We start from the raw sequence: 15,024 nt of genomic DNA on the forward strand, positions 1-15,024 counted from the left end.
CAACCTAACTGGAGGCCTGCCCGCCCGTGTTCTTTCTCACCCTTTCGCAGATCGTCGGCTACCTGATCTCGATCATCATCATTCTGGTGATCGTCCAGTTCGTCATCAGCCTGCTGGTCGCGTTCAATGTCGTCAGCATGCACAACCATTGGGTCGCGGCGATCTATCGCGCGGTCAACGCGCTGCTTGAGCCGATCCTGCGCCCGATCCGGCGGCTGATGCCCGATACCGGCGCGATCGACTTCTCGCCGCTAGTGCTCATCGTGCTGTTGAACATCGTCAACATCATCCTGCGGAACCTGGCGCTAAGCACATTCTGATGGGCAAGTTCTCGCGCCCGGCTCTGTACACGGCGCTGGCGGGCTCGCTGCTGGCGGTATTTGCCGCCGGCGCTGGCCCCGCGTCCGCGCAGCAGGGAGAGAACTTCAGGCTCGAAGACCAAGGCGGCCGCCGCGACCGCGACCGCTACCTCCGCGCCAACCCGAGCAAGGTGATCGCCACCGAGCTGGCCTTCGCCCGAACCGCGCAGGAAAAGGGTCAGTGGACGGCCTTCAGCCAGTTCGCCACCGACGATGCGGTCATGTTCGTGCCGCAGCTGGTCAACGCGAAAGAGTGGCTGAAGAAGCGCGAGAACCCCGCGCAGGCCGTGCGCTGGCAGCCGCACCAGGTCTGGTCGAGCTGCGACGGTTCGCTCGCGGTGACCAAGGGCGCCTGGCAGCGACCGGACGGCTCGGTCGGCTATTTCACCACTGTGTGGCAGCGGCAGAAGAACCACGAATACAAGTGGGTCATGGATCAGGGCGACGCCTTGCAGCAGCCGTTGCCGCCGCCCGAACTGATTGGTGCTTCCTCCGCCGATTGTAGCAGGCCAAGCCCGGCCGCTTCTTCACCTGGCGGGGTCACGCGGGAGGGGCGGTCGAAGGATGAAACGCTCACATGGTCGGTAACGGTCGATACCGCAGGGGGCCGCACGGTCAGCGTCCGGATGTGGCAGGGCGGCGAGATGAAGGAAGTCTTCGCGGCCAAGGTCGCCGCCGCCTGACATGATTGAACTGTTCCTCTCCACCTTCGTCACGCTGTTCGTGGTGCTCGACCCGCCGGGTTGCGCGCCGATCTATGCCGCGCTGACCACCGGGGCGAGCCCGCAGCAGAAGCGCTCGATGGCGATGCGCGCCTGCCTGATCGCAGGCGTGATCCTCGTGATCTTCGCGCTGTTCGGGCAGGATCTGCTCGGCGCGCTGCATATCGAGCTCGACGCCTTCCGCGCGGCGGGCGGGGTCATGCTGTTCCTGATCGCGCTCGACATGGTGTTCGAGAAGCGCACCCAGCGGCGCGAGGCGAGGGCCGAGAAGATCCGCGAGACGCCCGAGATCGAGGACGTCGCGGTGTTCCCGATGGCCATGCCGATGCTCGCCGGACCCGGCGCCATCGCCTCGATCATGCTCCTCACCAGCACCGCGCAAGGCGTGCAGGGCACGCTGGTCGTGCTGGCGGCGCTGATTTCGGTGCTGGTCCTCGTGCTGCTCGCGCTGCTGGCGGCGAGCCCGCTGATGCGGCTCGTCGGCGCGCAAGTCGAGGCGGTGATTACGCGCTTGCTTGGCGTGCTGCTGGCGGCACTGGCCGCGCAGTACGTGATCGACGGCGTGCGGGGCAGCTTCGGGCTCTAATCCTCCCCATTCTGGGTAGGATTACTGCAGGGTCACCTGGCTCTCGTCGGGATCGCTGCGGCCGAAGAACTGCATCAGCTGGACCAGCAACTCGCACCGTTCACGCAAGCCACCCGCTTCTAGCAGGAGCTGCTTGGCCGCAAGGTCGAACGGGGCGATCTGGCTGACGCCGTTGATCAGGAGCACGTCATCGAGCCGCTCGACCGAATCCCAATCTACGCTGTAGCCCTGCCGGTCGGCGAAATCGCGCGCCTCACGCTCGAAGCTGGCACGTTCGACGCTGCTCAGGACTTCGTCGTCGGTGTCGTGGATGAGCTCGGCCTCGACCTGGCGGAATGGGGTCGATGTCTCGACCTCGCGTAGCAAGCGGAAGCGGGCTTCTCCTTCGAGCACGATGTTATAGCGCCCGTCGTCGAGCGCTTCGACCTCGCCGATTTTGCCGACGCAGCCGATCCCGAACAACGGCGCGCCCTCTTCGGCGCTTTTCGGCTGGATCATCGCGATCCGCCGGTCCTTGGCCAGCGCCGACCCGACCAGCGCACGGTAGCGCGGCTCGAAAATGTGCAACGGCAACTGCAACCCCGGGAACAGGATCGCACCTGGCAGAGGGAAGATGGAAAGGCGGATCACAAACTCCCCCTTCCGTTCGTCCTGGGCTTGTCGAAGGACGCAAGCACTGCGCCAGCGTGGTTCGACAGGCTCACCACGAACGGGAGTTGGGGAGAGGGGGGCGTCACGTTTACCCGAACAGCAGCAGCGACAGGCGCCGCCGCTGCGCCGCAACCCACGCATCTTCCAGCCCGACCGCCTCGAAGATCTGCAGCAGCTTGGCCTTGGCAGCGCCTTCATTCCACTCGGGCTCGGCGCGAATCATGTGCAGCAGCGTTTCGGCCGCGTCGTCGCGCTGACCGGCGGCGAAGGCAGCCTGGGCGAAGGTAAACTGCGCTTCCATATCGGCCGGCCTCTCGGCCGCGGCGGCGCGCAGGGTCTGGAGTTCACCGGTGTCGACCCCGCTGCCCGCCAGTTCCAGCGCACTGGCGGCTTGGGCGATCAGCGGATCATTGCGCAGCGCTTCGGGTACGGCGTCGAGCGCTGCCTGGGCGTCCTCGGTTTGCCCCATGGCCAGGAGCGAGCGGATAAGCCCCGAGATCACTGCGGTGTTGTCCGGCGCCATATCGAAGATCTGCGCAAAGATGGCCGTGGCGCGCTCGCCATCGCCTTCGGCCAGGACTTGCTCGCCCATCGCGATCAGCGGTTCGATCTCGGCGAGCTTCTCGGTCGCGCCATTCGCAACCGGCAGCTTCTCGAGCAATTGGTCGAGCATTTGCTTGAGCTGGGTTTCGGTCCGAGCCGGGGTCAGGTCGGCAATCGGCTGGCCCTGGAAGATCGCATACACGGTCGGAATCGAACGAACCTGGAACTGCGCCGCGATGAATTGTTCTTCATCGACATTGAGCTTGGCCAGGATCACGCCCTTGTCGGCGTACTCTGCCGCGACCTTTTCCAGCACCGGCGTGAGCGCCTTGCACGGTCCGCACCACTCAGCCCAGAAATCGAGAATCACCAGCTTGTCGCGCGAAGGATCGACAACTTGCTGCCGGAACCGCTCGACTGCTTTCTGCTCGTCCAGGTTGAGGCCCATGCTTGCCACGTTCTTTTACCCTCTCTGTCGCCTAGTGCGTACGCCTGCAGGCGTTCAATGTGGCCCTTGTCGAGGAATTTTGAAGGGCGCAAGCAAAGAGGCGAGATTGCGCTTGCGGGGTGCGAGACCCTTTGCTAACCGCGCGCCTCCCACCGGGACGCGATGTTGTCCCGGACGCCAGTGAGCGGGCGTAGCTCAGGGGTAGAGCACAACCTTGCCAAGGTTGGGGTCGAGGGTTCGAATCCCTTCGCCCGCTCCATTAGCGTTCCAGGGGGAACCCTCGAACTCCCAGTTGGCTCTGCGCGCAACAGCGCTGCGAGCATTTATCTGGCCCAGGCCCGGCTCCGAGGGCAACGCCTTTTCCTTGCGATCTTTTGGACGCCGCGTGGCCGGTGTTAGCTCTCGTGCGGGGCGTGACGCGACCAGGTTTCCAATTGGTCCAGCACGCAAACGAGGTCGGACCCGGCCAAGGTCAAGCCATAAGTCACGCTTCGCGGGAACGTGGGTGAAGCCAGGCGCGTGAGAAGGCCGCGGTCTTCAAGGCCGAGCAATCGCTCGCTCAGGACTTTCGACGAGATACCGGGAAGGCAGGCGGCAAGTTCGCCATACCGCTTCGCGCCAAGCTTCAGATGCCAGAGGATAAGGGCGTTCCAGCGATGTCCGAGAAAGGACAGCCAATCCTCGACCGGACATTCCATGGGCCGCCGGGGTTCGGGTGAGTCCAAATCGAACTGCTCGTCAGCAACGCGGTGCCTCATCCGGCACTCCTTCCCATTTGGTTAGTCCTGATCGGCCGTGACTAGGCTCCCACACCATTGATAAGGAGCAAGATTCGTGTCGAGCAGCGTAACTGAACCTCAGCGCATGAACGAAGCCTTCGCGCGGGCCTTCAATACCGGCAGGATAGAGACCCTTCTTGGCCTTTACGAGACACAGGCGGTGCTTCTGACTAACGGAAGTGGGGAGAGCAGCGTCGGCCTGCCGGCTATCGCCACGGAGCTCAAGAAGCTGTTGGCGGTCCCCGGCGTTATGACCTCGCAGAACAACTTCTGCATCGTTCACGGAGATCTCGCCCTGCTTCGCGCCGACTGGAAACTGACGACAAAGGACGGCACCGATATCGCGTCGGGTAGTTCAGCGGAGGTCGTCCGAAAGCAGCCGGATGGTCGATGGCTCTACATGATCGACCACGCGGCGGGTGCCGGGTTGCCGCGCGTCGGCGATTGACGCTGAACCGCGGAAACGCGCTACTAATCGAAGATGTCGACACCCGCGCCGCGGGGGGTTAGCCCTTGTGCAAAAGCAAGGGAGAGCAAATGGGGATTCTCGAAGGTCAGGTGGCCATGGTGACCGGCGCAGGGCGCGGGTTCGGACGGGCCATCGCGGAACGCTTGGCTCAGGAAGGCGCCTCCGTGGCGTTGCTTTCCCGCTCTTTGGCGGAACTTGATGAGGTGGCCGACGCGATCCGCAAGGCTGGCGGGACCGCGCTGGCGGTGCGCTGCGACGTCACTGACGCCCATTCGATCGAAAGCGCTGCGGCCAAGGTCAAGGAACTGCTCGGGCCGGTCGACCTGCTGGTGAACAACGCCGGTGTGCCGGGGCCGTTTGGGCCGATTTGGCATGTCGATCCCGACGATTGGTGGCGGGCGCAGGCGATCCATATCCGGGCGCCGATGCTGTTCATGCACGAGGTGCTGCCGGGGATGGTCGAACGCAATCGGGGGCGTGTGATCTGCGTTTCTGCGATCGCCAGCCGAATCGTCGCGCCGAATCTATCGGCCTATTGCACCGGGAAGATCGCGCAGAACCGGCTGGTGGCTGAAGCGGCGGCGGAACTGGCCGATACCGGTGTTGTGGTGTTCGCTATCGATCCGGGCTTTGCCGCGACCCAGCTCGCGCGCGATACGGCGGCCGACCCGGACGCACGCAAGTATTTCAAGCCGCTGATCGAGCGGATCGAAAGCCACCCGCATGCCTATGGCGAGGATCCCGACCTGGCGCGTTGCGCGCAGCGGTGCCTGGACCTTGCCTCGGGCCGTTATGACGGGTTGTCGGGCGGCTACTTCGAGCTGCCGGACGATCTTGACGCCAAGCTGGCCGAAAAGGCTGATCAGCCCGCGTGATTGCTCAGTTCGTCACCCGCGAGGGTGACGACATGCAACAGATTCGTCGCCCCGCTGACGCCAAAGGGCACGCCGGCCATCACCACCAGCTTGCTGCCGGCGCCGCCGAAGCCGTGACGCAGGGCCATGCGCTTGCCCTTGGCGATCATCTCTTCGAAGCTGCCGATCTCGCGGATCGTCACCGCGTGGGCACCCCAGAGCAGCGCCACCTTGCGGGCGACGGCCGAGTTGGGGGTCAGCACCATCAGCGGCACCGAGGGCCGCTCGCGCGCTACGCGGCGGGCCGATGAGCCGGTCGAAGTGAACACGGTGATCGCGTTGATCGCCACCGTGTCGGCAATCGTCATGCAGGCATGGGCGAGCGCGTCGGCGGTCGTCGGATCGGGCTGGGTGTCGAGCAGGCGCACGCGCTGGCGGTAGCCGTCGTCACGTTCGACCTGGCGGGCGATCGAATCCATCATCATTACCGCTTCTTCGGGCCATTGGCCCGCAGCGGTTTCGGCCGAGAGCATGACCGCGTCGGCGCCGTCGTAGACGGCGTTGGCGACGTCGGACACTTCGGCGCGCGTCGGCGCCGGGCTCTCGATCATCGATTCGAGCATCTGCGTCGCCACGATCACCGGCTTGCCGGTGAGGCGGGTGGCATTGACGATCTTCTTCTGCAGCGGCGGCACTTCTTCGGGGTTGAGCTCGACGCCCAAGTCCCCGCGCGCGACCATCACGCCGTCGGCCAGCTCGATGATCTCGTTGAGGCGGCGAATGGCCTGCGGCTTTTCGATCTTGGCGCAGAGCGCGGCCCGCGAACCGTTGGGACCCTCCATCAGCTTGCGCGCCTCGGCAATGTCGTCGGGCCGCTGGACGAAGCTGAGTGCGATCCAGTCCGCACCTTGCTCAAGAGCAAAGGCGAGGTCGCGCCGGTCCTTGTCGGTCAGCGCCGGAATCGGCACCTCGGCATCGGGCACATTGACGCCCTTGCGGTCTGAAATAACCCCGCCGACTTCGGCGGTGCAGACGATCTTGTCGACGGTCGCCTCGGTCACCCGCAGGCGAATCTTGCCGTCGTTGATTAGCAGGCGCTGGCCCGGCTCGAGCAAGCCGAACAACTCCTTGTGCGGCAGGCACACGCGCGTGCCGTCGCCCAGCGCGGTATCGCGGTCGAGCGTGAACTTGTGGCCGTGCGGGATGATCGCCTGGCCGCCGGCGAAGGCGCCGACGCGCAGCTTCGGACCCTGTAGGTCGCACAACACCGCGATCGGGCGGTTGAATTCCTTCTCCAGCGCGCGGATCGCGGCGATGGTTTCGGCGTGTCCTTCGTGTTCGCCGTGGCTCAGGTTGACGCGGAACGCATCGACCCCGGCCTTGAACAGGCGACGGAGCATGTCGGGGTCGCGGCTGGCCGGGCCTACCGTGGCGAGGATCTTGACCTTGCGGCCGCGCGGTTCGAACTTTGTCATGCCTTCGCGCCTATGGCAGAGCCGTACGACAACACAAGGACAGGAAATGCCCCAAAGCCCCGATCCGCTCGATCAATTACCCGATGACGTCGCCGCCGCCGCTTTTCGCCGGCTGGTGCGGCATCTTCGCCACCGCCACGACGCGCAGAACATCGACCTGATGGGCCTCGCCGGCTTCTGCCGCAACTGCCTGGCCGACTGGATTCGCGACGGGGGGTACGAAGGCGACAAGGCCGCGGCGCGCGAACTGATCCACGGCTTGCCGATGGACGAGTGGAAAGAGCGCTTCCAGACCGAGGCGACGCCCGAGCAGCTCGCGCGCATGGACGCGAGCCTGGCGCGCAACCCGGGAACCTGAGGTCCTTCGACAAGCTCAGGACGAACGGGGTGTGTGGTGGAGGCTCGGAGTCCGAGCCAAATCTTGCTTACTCCCCAAAAGCCGTTCGTGCTGAGCTTGTCGAAGCACGCCCGCCATCGCTATCGGACGGCCAACTGATTCTCACACACCGGAGTTCTTAAAATGGCCGAAACCGCCGACGACCGCCTGCGCCTCCTGATCGAACGCGTCGAGCGTCTCGAGGAAGAGAAGAAGGGCATCGCCGACGATATCCGCGACGTCTACATGGAAGCCAAGGCGGTCGGTTACGACGCCAAGATCATGCGCCAGATCGTCCGCCTGCGGAAAATGAAGCCCGACGATCGCGCCGAGATGGAAGCCATCCTCGACGTCTACAAGGCTGCGCTCGGCATCAGCTGAGGCTCGCTGGCGGGGGCGTTTCGGGCTAAAGCGCTTCGGTGCTCACGCTGATCCGCCCCGCCGATCCCAGCCGCGATGCCGCGGCTTGCGCGGCGATCTATGCGCCGTACGTGACCGACAACTGGGTCAGCTTCGAACTCGATCCGCCCGACGCGCCAGAGATGGCGCGCCGGATGGGCGAGTACGGCGATAGTCACGCCTGGATCGTGGCGGAGGCGGCTGACGGCATCGCCGGCTATGCCTACGGCTCGCCGCATCGCAGCCGCGCCGCCTATGCCAGCTCGTGCGACGTCGCGGTCTATGTCGATCCGGCTCACGCCAGGCAGGGCCTTGGCCGCGCGCTCTATGCCGAGCTGTTCCCCTTGCTCGCTCGCAAAGGCTGCCACGCTGCCTTTGCCGGGATCGCCTTGCCGAACGAGGCGAGCGTCGGCCTGCACGAGGCGATGGGCTTCACGCCTGTCGGTATCTATCGCGAGGTCGGCTGGAAGCTCGGCGGCTGGCGCGACGTGGGCTGGTGGCAGCGGTTGCTCTGAACCTTGCGCCCGGTGTAAGGCGCCGCATCGATTCAGCCACGAGAAAAAGACACCCATGGCCGGCCATTCCAAATTCAAGAACATCATGCACCGCAAGGGCGCGCAGGATAAGAAGCGCTCCGCGGCCTTTTCCAAGCTCTCGCGCGAGATCACCGTCGCGGCCAAGTCGGGCATGCCCGATCCCGACATGAACCCGCGCCTGCGCCTGGCCGTCAACAACGCCCGCGCGGCCTCGATGCCCAAGGACAATATCCAGCGCGCGATCGACAAGGCCAGCGCCAACGAAGGCGATGACTACGAAGAGATCCGCTACGAAGGCTATGGCCCGGCGGGCGTGGCACTGATCGTCGAGGCGCTGACCGACAACCGCAACCGCACCGCCACCAACGTCCGCACCGCGTTCTCCAAGAACGGCGGCAACATGGCGGCGACCGGCGCCGTGAGCCACGGGTTCGAGCGCATGGGCATGATCGAATATCCCGCGAGCGCGGGCGGCGAGGAAAAGGTCCTCGAAGCCGCGATCGAGGCCGGTGCCGACGACGTCGAAAGCGACGAAGAGGGTCACACGATCTGGACCGGCATGGACGGGATGCATGAAGTCGCCAAGGCGCTCGAAGCCAGCCTCGGCCAGGCCGAAAGCGTCAAGCTGGCGTGGAAGCCCAACCTCACGGTCGATGTCGCCGAAGGCGACGTGCAGACGCTGATGAAGCTGGTCGACGCGCTCGAAGACGATGACGACGTGCAGGCCGTATGGGGCAACTACGAAGTCTCCGACGAGGTGATGGAGAAGCTCTCCTGATCCTACCAGGAACGGGGAGGGGGACCGCCGACGAAGTCGGGGGTGGAGGGGCACTCCCGGTGCTCCATTTGCTCACAGGTTTCGTTTCCCTGCCCGTGCCCCTCCACCATCCTGCGGATGGTCCCCCTCCCCGTGCCGGGGAGGATTTATGCTGATACTCGGTCTCGATCCCTCGCTGTCATGCACCGGCTGGGGGATCGTGCGCAGCGAGGGAGCGCGACTCAGCCATGTTGCGCATGGGCAGGTTCCGACCGATCCCAAGGCGCCGATGGCCGCGCGCCTGCATCACCTGCACGACGCCATTGCTGCCGTGATCGGCGCGCATTCGCCCGATCGCGCGGCGGTGGAGGAAGTGTTCCTCAACAAAAACCCGCAATCGACGCTCAAGCTGGCGCAGGCGCGCGGGGCGGTGCTCGCGGCTTGCGGGCAGGCCTCGCTCCCGGTCAGCGAACACGCCGCGCGACTGGTCAAGAAGGCGGTCGTCGGCACTGGCGCGGCGGAAAAGCAGCAGGTCCAGGCGATGCTCAAGATCCTGTTGCCAGGCGTGAAGATCGAGGGCGCCGATGCTGCCGACGCGCTCGCCGTTGCGATTGCCGACGCGCATTTGGGAGGCCGCTGATGTTTCTCGTCGTATTCCGCAACCGCAAGCGCGCCGACATCGACTACGCCGCCTATCAGGCGGACTCCGAGCGGATGCTGCAACTGGCACAGGCTCAGCCCGGATACCTCTCGTTCAAGAGCTACGTCGCCGACGATGGCGAGGTGATCGCGATGTCCGAATGGGCCGACGAGGCCGCTGCCCTCAACTGGCGGCGGCAGGTCGAGCATCTCGAAGTCCAGGGCCGCGGCCGCAACGACTACTACGAGAGCTACACGCTGTTCGCCTGCGACAACCCGCGCATCCACGAATTCCAGCACAAGGCCCGGCAATGAGCATCGAGTTCTACGGCATTCCCAACTGCGACACCGTCAAGAAGGCGCGCGTCTGGCTCGACGCGCAGGGGATCGCCTACACCTTCCATGACTACAAGAAGGAAGGTGCCGATCCGGCCAGGCTGGCGAGGTGGGTCGAGCAGGCTGGCTGGGAGAAAGTGCTCAACCGCGCCGGGACCACGTTCAAGAAGCTGCCCGACGCCGACAAACAGGACCTCGATGCCGCCAAGGCCGTGACGGTGATGGCCGCCAACCCGAGCTGCATCAAGCGGCCGGTGGTCGAGTATCCGGGCGGCCTGCTGGTCGGCTTCAAGGAAGCCGATTGGGCGGTAGCGCTCGGCTAATCCAGATAGCGGGCGATTAGCTCCGCTTCGTCGCGCAAGCGCTGGGCGGGTTCATCTTGCCCGTGGCGTTCGTAGTCCTCGGCGGCGGTCAGGCGCTCGTGCCGTTCCTTCGTCAGGATCGCCTGCGTCGCGGCAGTGTCGAGCTCTAGCCGGGCCACCTCGCCGCTCGGGTCGCCGAATGCGCGCGAGCTGGTGTTGTCCTGCATTCCGGGCACGGCCTCGGCGTTGTCGAGCGCGGCGATCAGCACGCGCAGCAGCCGAGCTTCGTCGGCGGCGCGCGCCTGCACGGCGGCCTTGAGGTCCGCGCGCAGGCGCTGCTTGAGTTCGGTCGCGCTCATGTCAGCTCAGGTAGTAGTCCTTCGCCGCCAGCGGCTGCGGCGCCTTTTCGCCCAAGTGCGGGGCGAGGCTGATTTCCACCAGGCGGCAGATCGCGTCGAGCGGCAGGGCGTTGGGCGTGGTGCCGAACGGGTGGCTCAAGTCCTCGGTCACTTCGGCAAGGCCGAGGAAGACATAGGCGACGATGCCGACGAACAGCGGCGTCATCCAGCCGGCCGGACCGACCAGTGCCAGGGGGAACAACAGGCAATAGAGGTAGGTCGTGCGGTAGATCAGCAGCGAATAGACGTAAGGCAGCGGCGTGGTCGCGATGCGCTCGCAGGCGGTCTGCTGCTGAGTGAGGCTGCCGAGGCGCTCCTGCAGCGCCTTGGCGCCGAAGCCGTCGATCTGAGCCGCGCGATAGGCCCAGGCGGCCTCTTCGGCGATCGCGTCGAGCGCGGCGTTTGGCGGGTGGGGGGCATCGGCCAGCTTTCCACCGAGGGATTTGGCCTGCGGGTCGTTGGGCAACTGGCGCAAGTTGGCGCGGTGCAGGTGGATGAAGGCCAGCGAGAGGCGGATCATCTTTTCCTGGCTGGCGCGGTCGCTCACGAACATCTGCACTTCGCGGGCGAAGCTGCGCAGGTCCGCGAGCAGGCCGCCAAGCAGCTTGCGGGCCTCCCACCAGCGGTCATAGGCCGCGTTGTTGCGGAAGCCGAGGAACAGCGAGAGCGCGATGCCGAATACGGTGAAGCCGATCGCGTCGATCTCGGGGAAGGACGGCAGGGTGTCGTGGAGCACGACCATCACAGCGGAGAACAGCATCAGCAAGCCGATGCGTGGGGCGATCGCGGGCACTATCGAGCCGCGGATGGCGAAGGCGAGTTCGAGCTTGGTGGGTTTGTCGCGGACAATCATGGTGCGAGGCCCTTAGGGGCGGATTGGCCATGAGGGGAAGGGGGTTTGCGCCCCCTCCAGAGTTCGCGCGGGTGGGTCATCCTCGCCCTTCAACAGGCTTAGGACGAAGTGGGGTAGAGATGCGGTCGCTCGTGCCTCACCGAGCGAGCTCGGGGAGGATCTGATCAATCGACCAGCTTGCCGCCCTTCACCACGGCGGACACGTTGGTCAGCACCGTGACGTCCGCCAGCGGATCGCCGTCGACCGCCACTAGGTCAGCCCAGGCTCCCGGCGCCAGCGTGCCGACCTCGCCCTTCTGCCCCAGGGCATCAGCCGCGTTGACTGTCGCCGCGCGGATCGCCTCGATGGGAGTCATCCCGTAGTCGACCATGATGCGGAACTGCCCCGCCGCAGTTTCGTGCGGCATGATGCCAGCGTCGGTACCGAACAGCATCTTGACGCCCGCCGCATGCGCGCGGCGGAAGTTGTCGCGCTGGATCTGGGCGATCTGGCGGTCCTTCTCGAGGTTCTCTTCCAGCACGCCGTTCTTCTGGCCCTCGGCCTGGGTGTACTCGGTGTTAAAGATATCCATAGTGAGCCAGGTGCCGTGCTGCAGCGCGAGGCGAATGCCCTCGTCGTCGATCAGGCTGGCGTGCTCGATGGTGTCGATCCCGGCGCGGATCGCGGCCTTGATCCCGGCGGCGCCGTGGGCGTGCGCGGCGACCTTGAGGCCCCAGAAGTGCGCCTCGTCCGCAATCGCGCGCAGTTCTTCCTCGGTGAGCTGTTGCTGGCCGGGTTCGGTATTGCGCGAGAACACCCCGCCCGTGGCGCAGACCTTGATTACCTCGGCGCCGTACTTGCGCTGCTCGCGCACATGGGCGCGCAGTTCCTCTGCCCCATCACCGGCGCCGGGGCTCTTGGCGTGGAAGCTCGGCGGCAGGTAGGTCTCGTCGCAATGCCCGCCGGTGGCGCCCAGCGCATAACCGGCGTTGACGATGCGCGGGCCGGGCACCCAGCCTTCGTCGATCGCCTGGTCGACACCGGCGATGTTGTAGTCCTCGTCACCGACGTTGCGCACGGTGGTGAAGCCGGCATGCAGCATGCGGCGCGCGTTCTCGACTGCGAGCACGGTCCAGAACCGGTCGGTGAATTGCAGCGAGCTGTAGCCGCTATATTCGGGACGCCCGTCGAGGTGGACGTGCATGTCGATCAGGCCGGGCAGGATGGTCTTGCCGGAAAGGTCGATCACTGTGGCGCCAGCGGGGGCGGCACCGCTGCTGACCTCGGCGACCCGCCCGTCCTCGATCCGGATCAGCGGCGCTTCCACATAACGGCCGCGCTCGACGTCGAGCAGGCGCCCGGCGGTGACGTAGACGGTTTCGGCCTGGGCGGTGCTGGCCAGGCCAAGGGCGGTCAGCCCGGCAATCAGGTAACGCATTCTGGAAAGCCCCCCGGTTCTAGGTCCTCGTGGCGGTCACGATGTAGTTGAGCGACAGGTCGCTCGAGAGATGCAGGCCCTTCATCGGCGAGAACGCGATCCCGCGCGGCTCGCTCATGGTGAGGCCGGCCTCGGCGAGTAGCTCGCGCAGTTCGTCGGGCGTGGCGAAGTCGTCCCAGTGATGGGTGCCGCGTGGAACCATGCCGACTGCCTCGGCCGCGCCGATCAGCAGCAGGCGTGATTGCGGGGTGCGGTTTGGGGTTGAAAGCACCATCAGTGCGCCGGGCGCGAGACGGTCCGCCAGTTGCGAAACGAAGGCCGCCTTGTCGGCCACGTGCTCGATTACTTCCATCGAGGTGACTAGATCGAACTGACCCAGGCCGAGTGAGGAGAGCTCGCCTGCCATGTAGCGGATGTCGAGCCCGGAGCCTTCGCTGTGGATTGCCGCTGCCTCGACGTTCTCAGCCGCCGCATCTACACCGGTCATGTCCGCGCCGAGCCGGGCAAGCGGCTCGCACAGCAGACCCGCACCACAACCGACATCGAGTGCGCTCTTGCCCGCGAGCGGCTTCATGCTGGTGGAATTGCCGTCCCAATGGCGGTCGATCGCTTCGCGCAGAAAGGCCAGGCGCACGGGGTTGAGGCGGTGCAGCATGGCCGAGCTGCCCTTGGGGTTCCACCAGTCTTTCGCCAGCGCAGCGAAGTGCGCCGCTTCCTCCGGACGGATGGTTGCATTTGCGACAGTTGCATCGGGCATCGCTCACCCCTAACAGCGCGCGGAACTTGAGACCAGCAGGAGCGCTAATTCGTGGCCCGCATTGTGATGAAATTCGGCGGCACCTCTATGGCCGGGACCGAGCGCATCCGCCGCGTGGCCAATATCGTGCGCAAGCAGCAGGCCGCCGGGCACCAGGTTGCGGTGGTCGTTTCGGCGATGGCTGGCGAGACCGATCGCCTGGTCAACTTCTGCCGCGAGGCCAATCCGCTTTACGATCCGGCGGAATACGACGTCGTCGTCGCCAGCGGTGAGCAGGTCACGAGCGGCCTCCTGGCGCTGACGCTGCAAGCCATGGGCTGCAAGGCGCGTTCGTGGCTCGGCTGGCAGATGCCGATCCATACGGCTGAGGCGCACGCCAAGGCGCGCATCATGGACATCGATTCCGCGGCTCTTGTTGAGGCGATGGATGGTGGCGAGATCGCCGTCATCCCCGGCTTCCAGGGTCTTTCCGCAGAGAACCGCGTCACTACGCTCGGCCGTGGCGGTTCGGACACTTCGGCGGTCGCGGTGGCTGCGGCAATCGGCGCCGACCGGTGCGACATCTACACCGACGTGGACGGGGTCTACACCACCGATCCGCGGATCGTCGCCCGGGCGCGCAAGCTCAAATACGTTACGTACGAGGAGATGCTCGAGCTGGCGTCTGTTGGCGCGAAAGTGCTGCAGACGCGGTCGGTCAGTCTGGCGATGAAGGAAGGGGTGCGCGTGCAGGTGCTCTCCAGCTTCATCGACGAGGATGCCCCGCCGGCAGACGACCTGCCCGGCACGATGATCGTCTCCGACGAGGAAATGGAAGGTTCGCAGATGGAAAGCCAGCTGGTCACCGGCATCGCTCACGACAAGAACGAGGCCCGTGTCGTACTCACCCGCGTGCCCGACCGGCCGGGCGCCGTGTCGCACATCTTCGGCCCGCTGGCCGAAGCGGCGATCAACGTCGACATGATTATCCAGAATGTCGGCCGCGATAAGGGCGAGACGGACGTGACTTTCACCGTCCCCCAAGCCGACCTCGCCCGCGCCCAGGCGCTGCTCGAGGACAAGCGCGACACCATCGGCTTCAACCGCATCATCACCGACAGCAAGGTCGCCAAGATCTCGGTCGTGGGCGTCGGCATGCGCAGCCACGCGGGCGTCGCAGCGACGATGTTCCGTGCGCTGGCCGATCGCGGCATCAACGTGCAGGCGATCTCCACCAGCGAGATCAAGATCAGCGTGCTGATCGACGAGGACGAGACCGAGCTGGCCGTGCGCGTGTTGCACACGGCTTACGGGCTCGATTCGGACGAACCGGCGGAGTGATTTGAAAACCAATCCTCCCTGTCGCGAAGCGATGGGGAGGGGGACCG

General features: G+C 65.6%; 21 protein-coding genes and 1 tRNA gene. 14 read left to right on the forward strand and 8 right to left on the reverse strand.

Going from position 1 to position 15,024, the window contains the following annotated elements:
* The first annotated feature begins 26 nt into the window (after window positions 1-26).
* From ASD76_RS16395 to ASD76_RS16405, 3 genes are read left to right on the forward strand one after another with little or no spacing between them, the layout of a single operon-like run.
* On the forward strand, window positions 27-320 hold the full coding sequence (locus ASD76_RS16395) for a YggT family protein (protein WP_055925588.1): 294 nt from the start codon (window positions 27-29) through the stop codon (window positions 318-320).
* Entirely contained in the window at window positions 320-1,042 is a 723-nt protein-coding gene (locus tag ASD76_RS16400; protein ID WP_200943127.1) for a hypothetical protein, read from the forward strand. The genes ASD76_RS16395 and ASD76_RS16400 overlap by 1 nt, the downstream gene beginning before the upstream one ends.
* Before the next feature lies 1 nt (window position 1,043).
* Window positions 1,044-1,667: a MarC family protein gene (locus ASD76_RS16405; protein ID WP_055925591.1), complete on the forward strand. Its 624-nt coding sequence runs from the start codon at window positions 1,044-1,046 to the stop codon at window positions 1,665-1,667.
* A gap of 21 nt (window positions 1,668-1,688) precedes the next feature.
* Here ASD76_RS16405 and ASD76_RS16410 read toward each other — a convergent pair whose 3' ends face one another.
* Together ASD76_RS16410 and ASD76_RS16415 are read right to left on the reverse strand one after the other, a co-directional pair.
* A complete protein-coding gene (locus ASD76_RS16410; RefSeq protein ID WP_235506856.1) occupies window positions 1,689-2,297 on the reverse strand; it encodes an LON peptidase substrate-binding domain-containing protein in 609 nt (202 codons plus the stop codon).
* A gap of 109 nt (window positions 2,298-2,406) precedes the next feature.
* Window positions 2,407-3,309: a tetratricopeptide repeat protein gene (locus ASD76_RS16415; protein WP_055925594.1), complete on the reverse strand. Its 903-nt coding sequence runs from the start codon at window positions 3,307-3,309 to the stop codon at window positions 2,407-2,409.
* A 184-nt stretch (window positions 3,310-3,493) separates the two neighbouring features.
* On the opposite strand from ASD76_RS16415, the gene ASD76_RS16420 reads away from it, so the two are divergent.
* Window positions 3,494-3,568: transfer RNA gene (locus ASD76_RS16420), tRNA-Gly, on the forward strand.
* 136 nt (window positions 3,569-3,704) lie between these two features.
* Here ASD76_RS16420 and ASD76_RS16425 read toward each other — a convergent pair.
* Window positions 3,705-4,067, reverse strand: a complete 363-nt coding sequence (locus ASD76_RS16425) for a winged helix-turn-helix transcriptional regulator (protein ID WP_055925597.1) — start codon at window positions 4,065-4,067, stop codon at window positions 3,705-3,707.
* A 76-nt stretch (window positions 4,068-4,143) separates the two neighbouring features.
* On the opposite strand from ASD76_RS16425, the gene ASD76_RS16430 reads away from it, so the two are divergent.
* Both ASD76_RS16430 and ASD76_RS16435 read left to right on the forward strand, forming a co-directional pair.
* On the forward strand, window positions 4,144-4,536 hold the full coding sequence (locus ASD76_RS16430) for a YybH family protein (protein WP_200943129.1): 393 nt from the start codon (window positions 4,144-4,146) through the stop codon (window positions 4,534-4,536).
* Between the two features lie 89 nt (window positions 4,537-4,625).
* Complete coding sequence (locus tag ASD76_RS16435) at window positions 4,626-5,432, forward strand: SDR family NAD(P)-dependent oxidoreductase (protein WP_055925602.1); 807 nt, start codon at window positions 4,626-4,628, stop codon at window positions 5,430-5,432.
* Here the strand turns inward: ASD76_RS16435 and pyk are convergent.
* Entirely contained in the window at window positions 5,420-6,886 is a 1,467-nt protein-coding gene (gene pyk / locus ASD76_RS16440) for a pyruvate kinase (protein WP_055925605.1), read from the reverse strand. The two genes, ASD76_RS16435 and pyk, sit on opposite strands and share 13 nt — an antisense overlap.
* A gap of 46 nt (window positions 6,887-6,932) precedes the next feature.
* On the opposite strand from pyk, the gene ASD76_RS16445 reads away from it, so the two are divergent.
* From ASD76_RS16445 to ASD76_RS16475, 7 genes are all read left to right on the forward strand, one after another.
* Window positions 6,933-7,244 carry a DUF1244 domain-containing protein gene (locus ASD76_RS16445; protein WP_055925608.1) on the forward strand — a complete coding sequence of 104 codons (312 nt, stop codon included), beginning with the start codon at window positions 6,933-6,935 and terminating at the stop codon, window positions 7,242-7,244.
* Window positions 7,245-7,406: 162 nt separating this feature from the next.
* The gene (locus ASD76_RS16450; RefSeq protein WP_055925611.1) at window positions 7,407-7,643 is read left to right on the forward strand and encodes a DUF2312 domain-containing protein; all 237 of its coding nucleotides are present in this window, start codon (window positions 7,407-7,409) and stop codon (window positions 7,641-7,643) included.
* A gap of 38 nt (window positions 7,644-7,681) precedes the next feature.
* On the forward strand, window positions 7,682-8,176 hold the full coding sequence (locus ASD76_RS16455) for a GNAT family N-acetyltransferase (protein WP_055925614.1): 495 nt from the start codon (window positions 7,682-7,684) through the stop codon (window positions 8,174-8,176).
* Between the two features lie 55 nt (window positions 8,177-8,231).
* A complete protein-coding gene (locus tag ASD76_RS16460; RefSeq protein ID WP_055925616.1) occupies window positions 8,232-8,975 on the forward strand; it encodes a YebC/PmpR family DNA-binding transcriptional regulator in 744 nt (247 codons plus the stop codon).
* 148 nt (window positions 8,976-9,123) lie between these two features.
* The gene (gene ruvC / locus ASD76_RS16465; RefSeq protein ID WP_055925619.1) at window positions 9,124-9,594 is read left to right on the forward strand and encodes a crossover junction endodeoxyribonuclease RuvC; all 471 of its coding nucleotides are present in this window, start codon (window positions 9,124-9,126) and stop codon (window positions 9,592-9,594) included.
* Window positions 9,594-9,908, forward strand: coding sequence for an antibiotic biosynthesis monooxygenase family protein (locus ASD76_RS16470; protein WP_055925621.1), 315 nt, complete (start codon window positions 9,594-9,596; stop codon window positions 9,906-9,908). The genes ruvC and ASD76_RS16470 overlap by 1 nt, the downstream gene beginning before the upstream one ends.
* Entirely contained in the window at window positions 9,905-10,252 is a 348-nt protein-coding gene (locus tag ASD76_RS16475; protein ID WP_055925624.1) for an arsenate reductase, read from the forward strand. Before ASD76_RS16470 ends, ASD76_RS16475 begins: the two co-directional genes overlap by 4 nt.
* Here the strand turns inward: ASD76_RS16475 and ASD76_RS16480 are convergent.
* The 4 genes from ASD76_RS16480 to ubiG all read right to left on the reverse strand — a co-directional run bounded on the left by ASD76_RS16480 (window position 10,249) and on the right by ubiG (window position 13,657).
* Window positions 10,249-10,590 (reverse strand): GatB/YqeY domain-containing protein, encoded by a 342-nt coding sequence (locus tag ASD76_RS16480; RefSeq protein WP_055925628.1) that lies wholly within the window; start codon window positions 10,588-10,590, stop codon window positions 10,249-10,251. The genes ASD76_RS16475 and ASD76_RS16480 overlap by 4 nt on opposite strands.
* A gap of 1 nt (window position 10,591) precedes the next feature.
* Window positions 10,592-11,482 (reverse strand): bestrophin family protein, encoded by an 891-nt coding sequence (locus ASD76_RS16485; RefSeq protein ID WP_055925631.1) that lies wholly within the window; start codon window positions 11,480-11,482, stop codon window positions 10,592-10,594.
* Between the two features lie 164 nt (window positions 11,483-11,646).
* Entirely contained in the window at window positions 11,647-12,900 is a 1,254-nt protein-coding gene (locus tag ASD76_RS16490) for a metal-dependent hydrolase family protein (protein ID WP_055925634.1), read from the reverse strand.
* 19 nt (window positions 12,901-12,919) lie between these two features.
* Window positions 12,920-13,657, reverse strand: a complete 738-nt coding sequence (gene ubiG / locus ASD76_RS16495) for a bifunctional 2-polyprenyl-6-hydroxyphenol methylase/3-demethylubiquinol 3-O-methyltransferase UbiG (protein ID WP_055925637.1) — start codon at window positions 13,655-13,657, stop codon at window positions 12,920-12,922.
* Window positions 13,658-13,708: 51 nt separating this feature from the next.
* Here ubiG and ASD76_RS16500 point away from each other — a divergent pair, with 51 nt between their 5' ends.
* A complete protein-coding gene (locus tag ASD76_RS16500) occupies window positions 13,709-14,977 on the forward strand; it encodes an aspartate kinase (RefSeq protein WP_055925640.1) in 1,269 nt (422 codons plus the stop codon).
* Window positions 14,978-15,024: the final 47 nt, after the last annotated feature.

This window comes from Altererythrobacter sp. Root672 (assembly GCF_001427865.1).
In the GTDB taxonomy this organism is placed as follows: domain Bacteria; phylum Pseudomonadota; class Alphaproteobacteria; order Sphingomonadales; family Sphingomonadaceae; genus Croceibacterium_A.

What these genes read in the sequence shown, in the direction of transcription:
- ASD76_RS16400 (WP_200943127.1), top strand. Translation starts at nt 320, where the DNA reads ATGGGCAAGTTCTCGCGCCCGGCTCTGTACACGGCGCTGGCGGGCTCG.
- ASD76_RS16405 (WP_055925591.1), top strand. Translation starts at nt 1,044, where the DNA reads ATGATTGAACTGTTCCTCTCCACCTTCGTCACGCTGTTCGTGGTGCTC.
- ASD76_RS16415 (WP_055925594.1), bottom strand. Translation starts at nt 3,309, where the DNA reads ATGGGCCTCAACCTGGACGAGCAGAAAGCAGTCGAGCGGTTCCGGCAG.
- ASD76_RS16425 (WP_055925597.1), bottom strand. Translation starts at nt 4,067, where the DNA reads ATGAGGCACCGCGTTGCTGACGAGCAGTTCGATTTGGACTCACCCGAA.
- ASD76_RS16435 (WP_055925602.1), top strand. Translation starts at nt 4,626, where the DNA reads ATGGGGATTCTCGAAGGTCAGGTGGCCATGGTGACCGGCGCAGGGCGC.
- pyk (WP_055925605.1), bottom strand. Translation starts at nt 6,886, where the DNA reads ATGACAAAGTTCGAACCGCGCGGCCGCAAGGTCAAGATCCTCGCCACG.
- ASD76_RS16445 (WP_055925608.1), top strand. Translation starts at nt 6,933, where the DNA reads ATGCCCCAAAGCCCCGATCCGCTCGATCAATTACCCGATGACGTCGCC.
- ASD76_RS16450 (WP_055925611.1), top strand. Translation starts at nt 7,407, where the DNA reads ATGGCCGAAACCGCCGACGACCGCCTGCGCCTCCTGATCGAACGCGTC.
- ASD76_RS16460 (WP_055925616.1), top strand. Translation starts at nt 8,232, where the DNA reads ATGGCCGGCCATTCCAAATTCAAGAACATCATGCACCGCAAGGGCGCG.
- ruvC (WP_055925619.1), top strand. Translation starts at nt 9,124, where the DNA reads ATGCTGATACTCGGTCTCGATCCCTCGCTGTCATGCACCGGCTGGGGG.
- ASD76_RS16470 (WP_055925621.1), top strand. Translation starts at nt 9,594, where the DNA reads ATGTTTCTCGTCGTATTCCGCAACCGCAAGCGCGCCGACATCGACTAC.
- ASD76_RS16475 (WP_055925624.1), top strand. Translation starts at nt 9,905, where the DNA reads ATGAGCATCGAGTTCTACGGCATTCCCAACTGCGACACCGTCAAGAAG.
- ASD76_RS16480 (WP_055925628.1), bottom strand. Translation starts at nt 10,590, where the DNA reads ATGAGCGCGACCGAACTCAAGCAGCGCCTGCGCGCGGACCTCAAGGCC.
- ASD76_RS16485 (WP_055925631.1), bottom strand. Translation starts at nt 11,482, where the DNA reads ATGATTGTCCGCGACAAACCCACCAAGCTCGAACTCGCCTTCGCCATC.
- ASD76_RS16490 (WP_055925634.1), bottom strand. Translation starts at nt 12,900, where the DNA reads ATGCGTTACCTGATTGCCGGGCTGACCGCCCTTGGCCTGGCCAGCACC.
- ubiG (WP_055925637.1), bottom strand. Translation starts at nt 13,657, where the DNA reads ATGCCCGATGCAACTGTCGCAAATGCAACCATCCGTCCGGAGGAAGCG.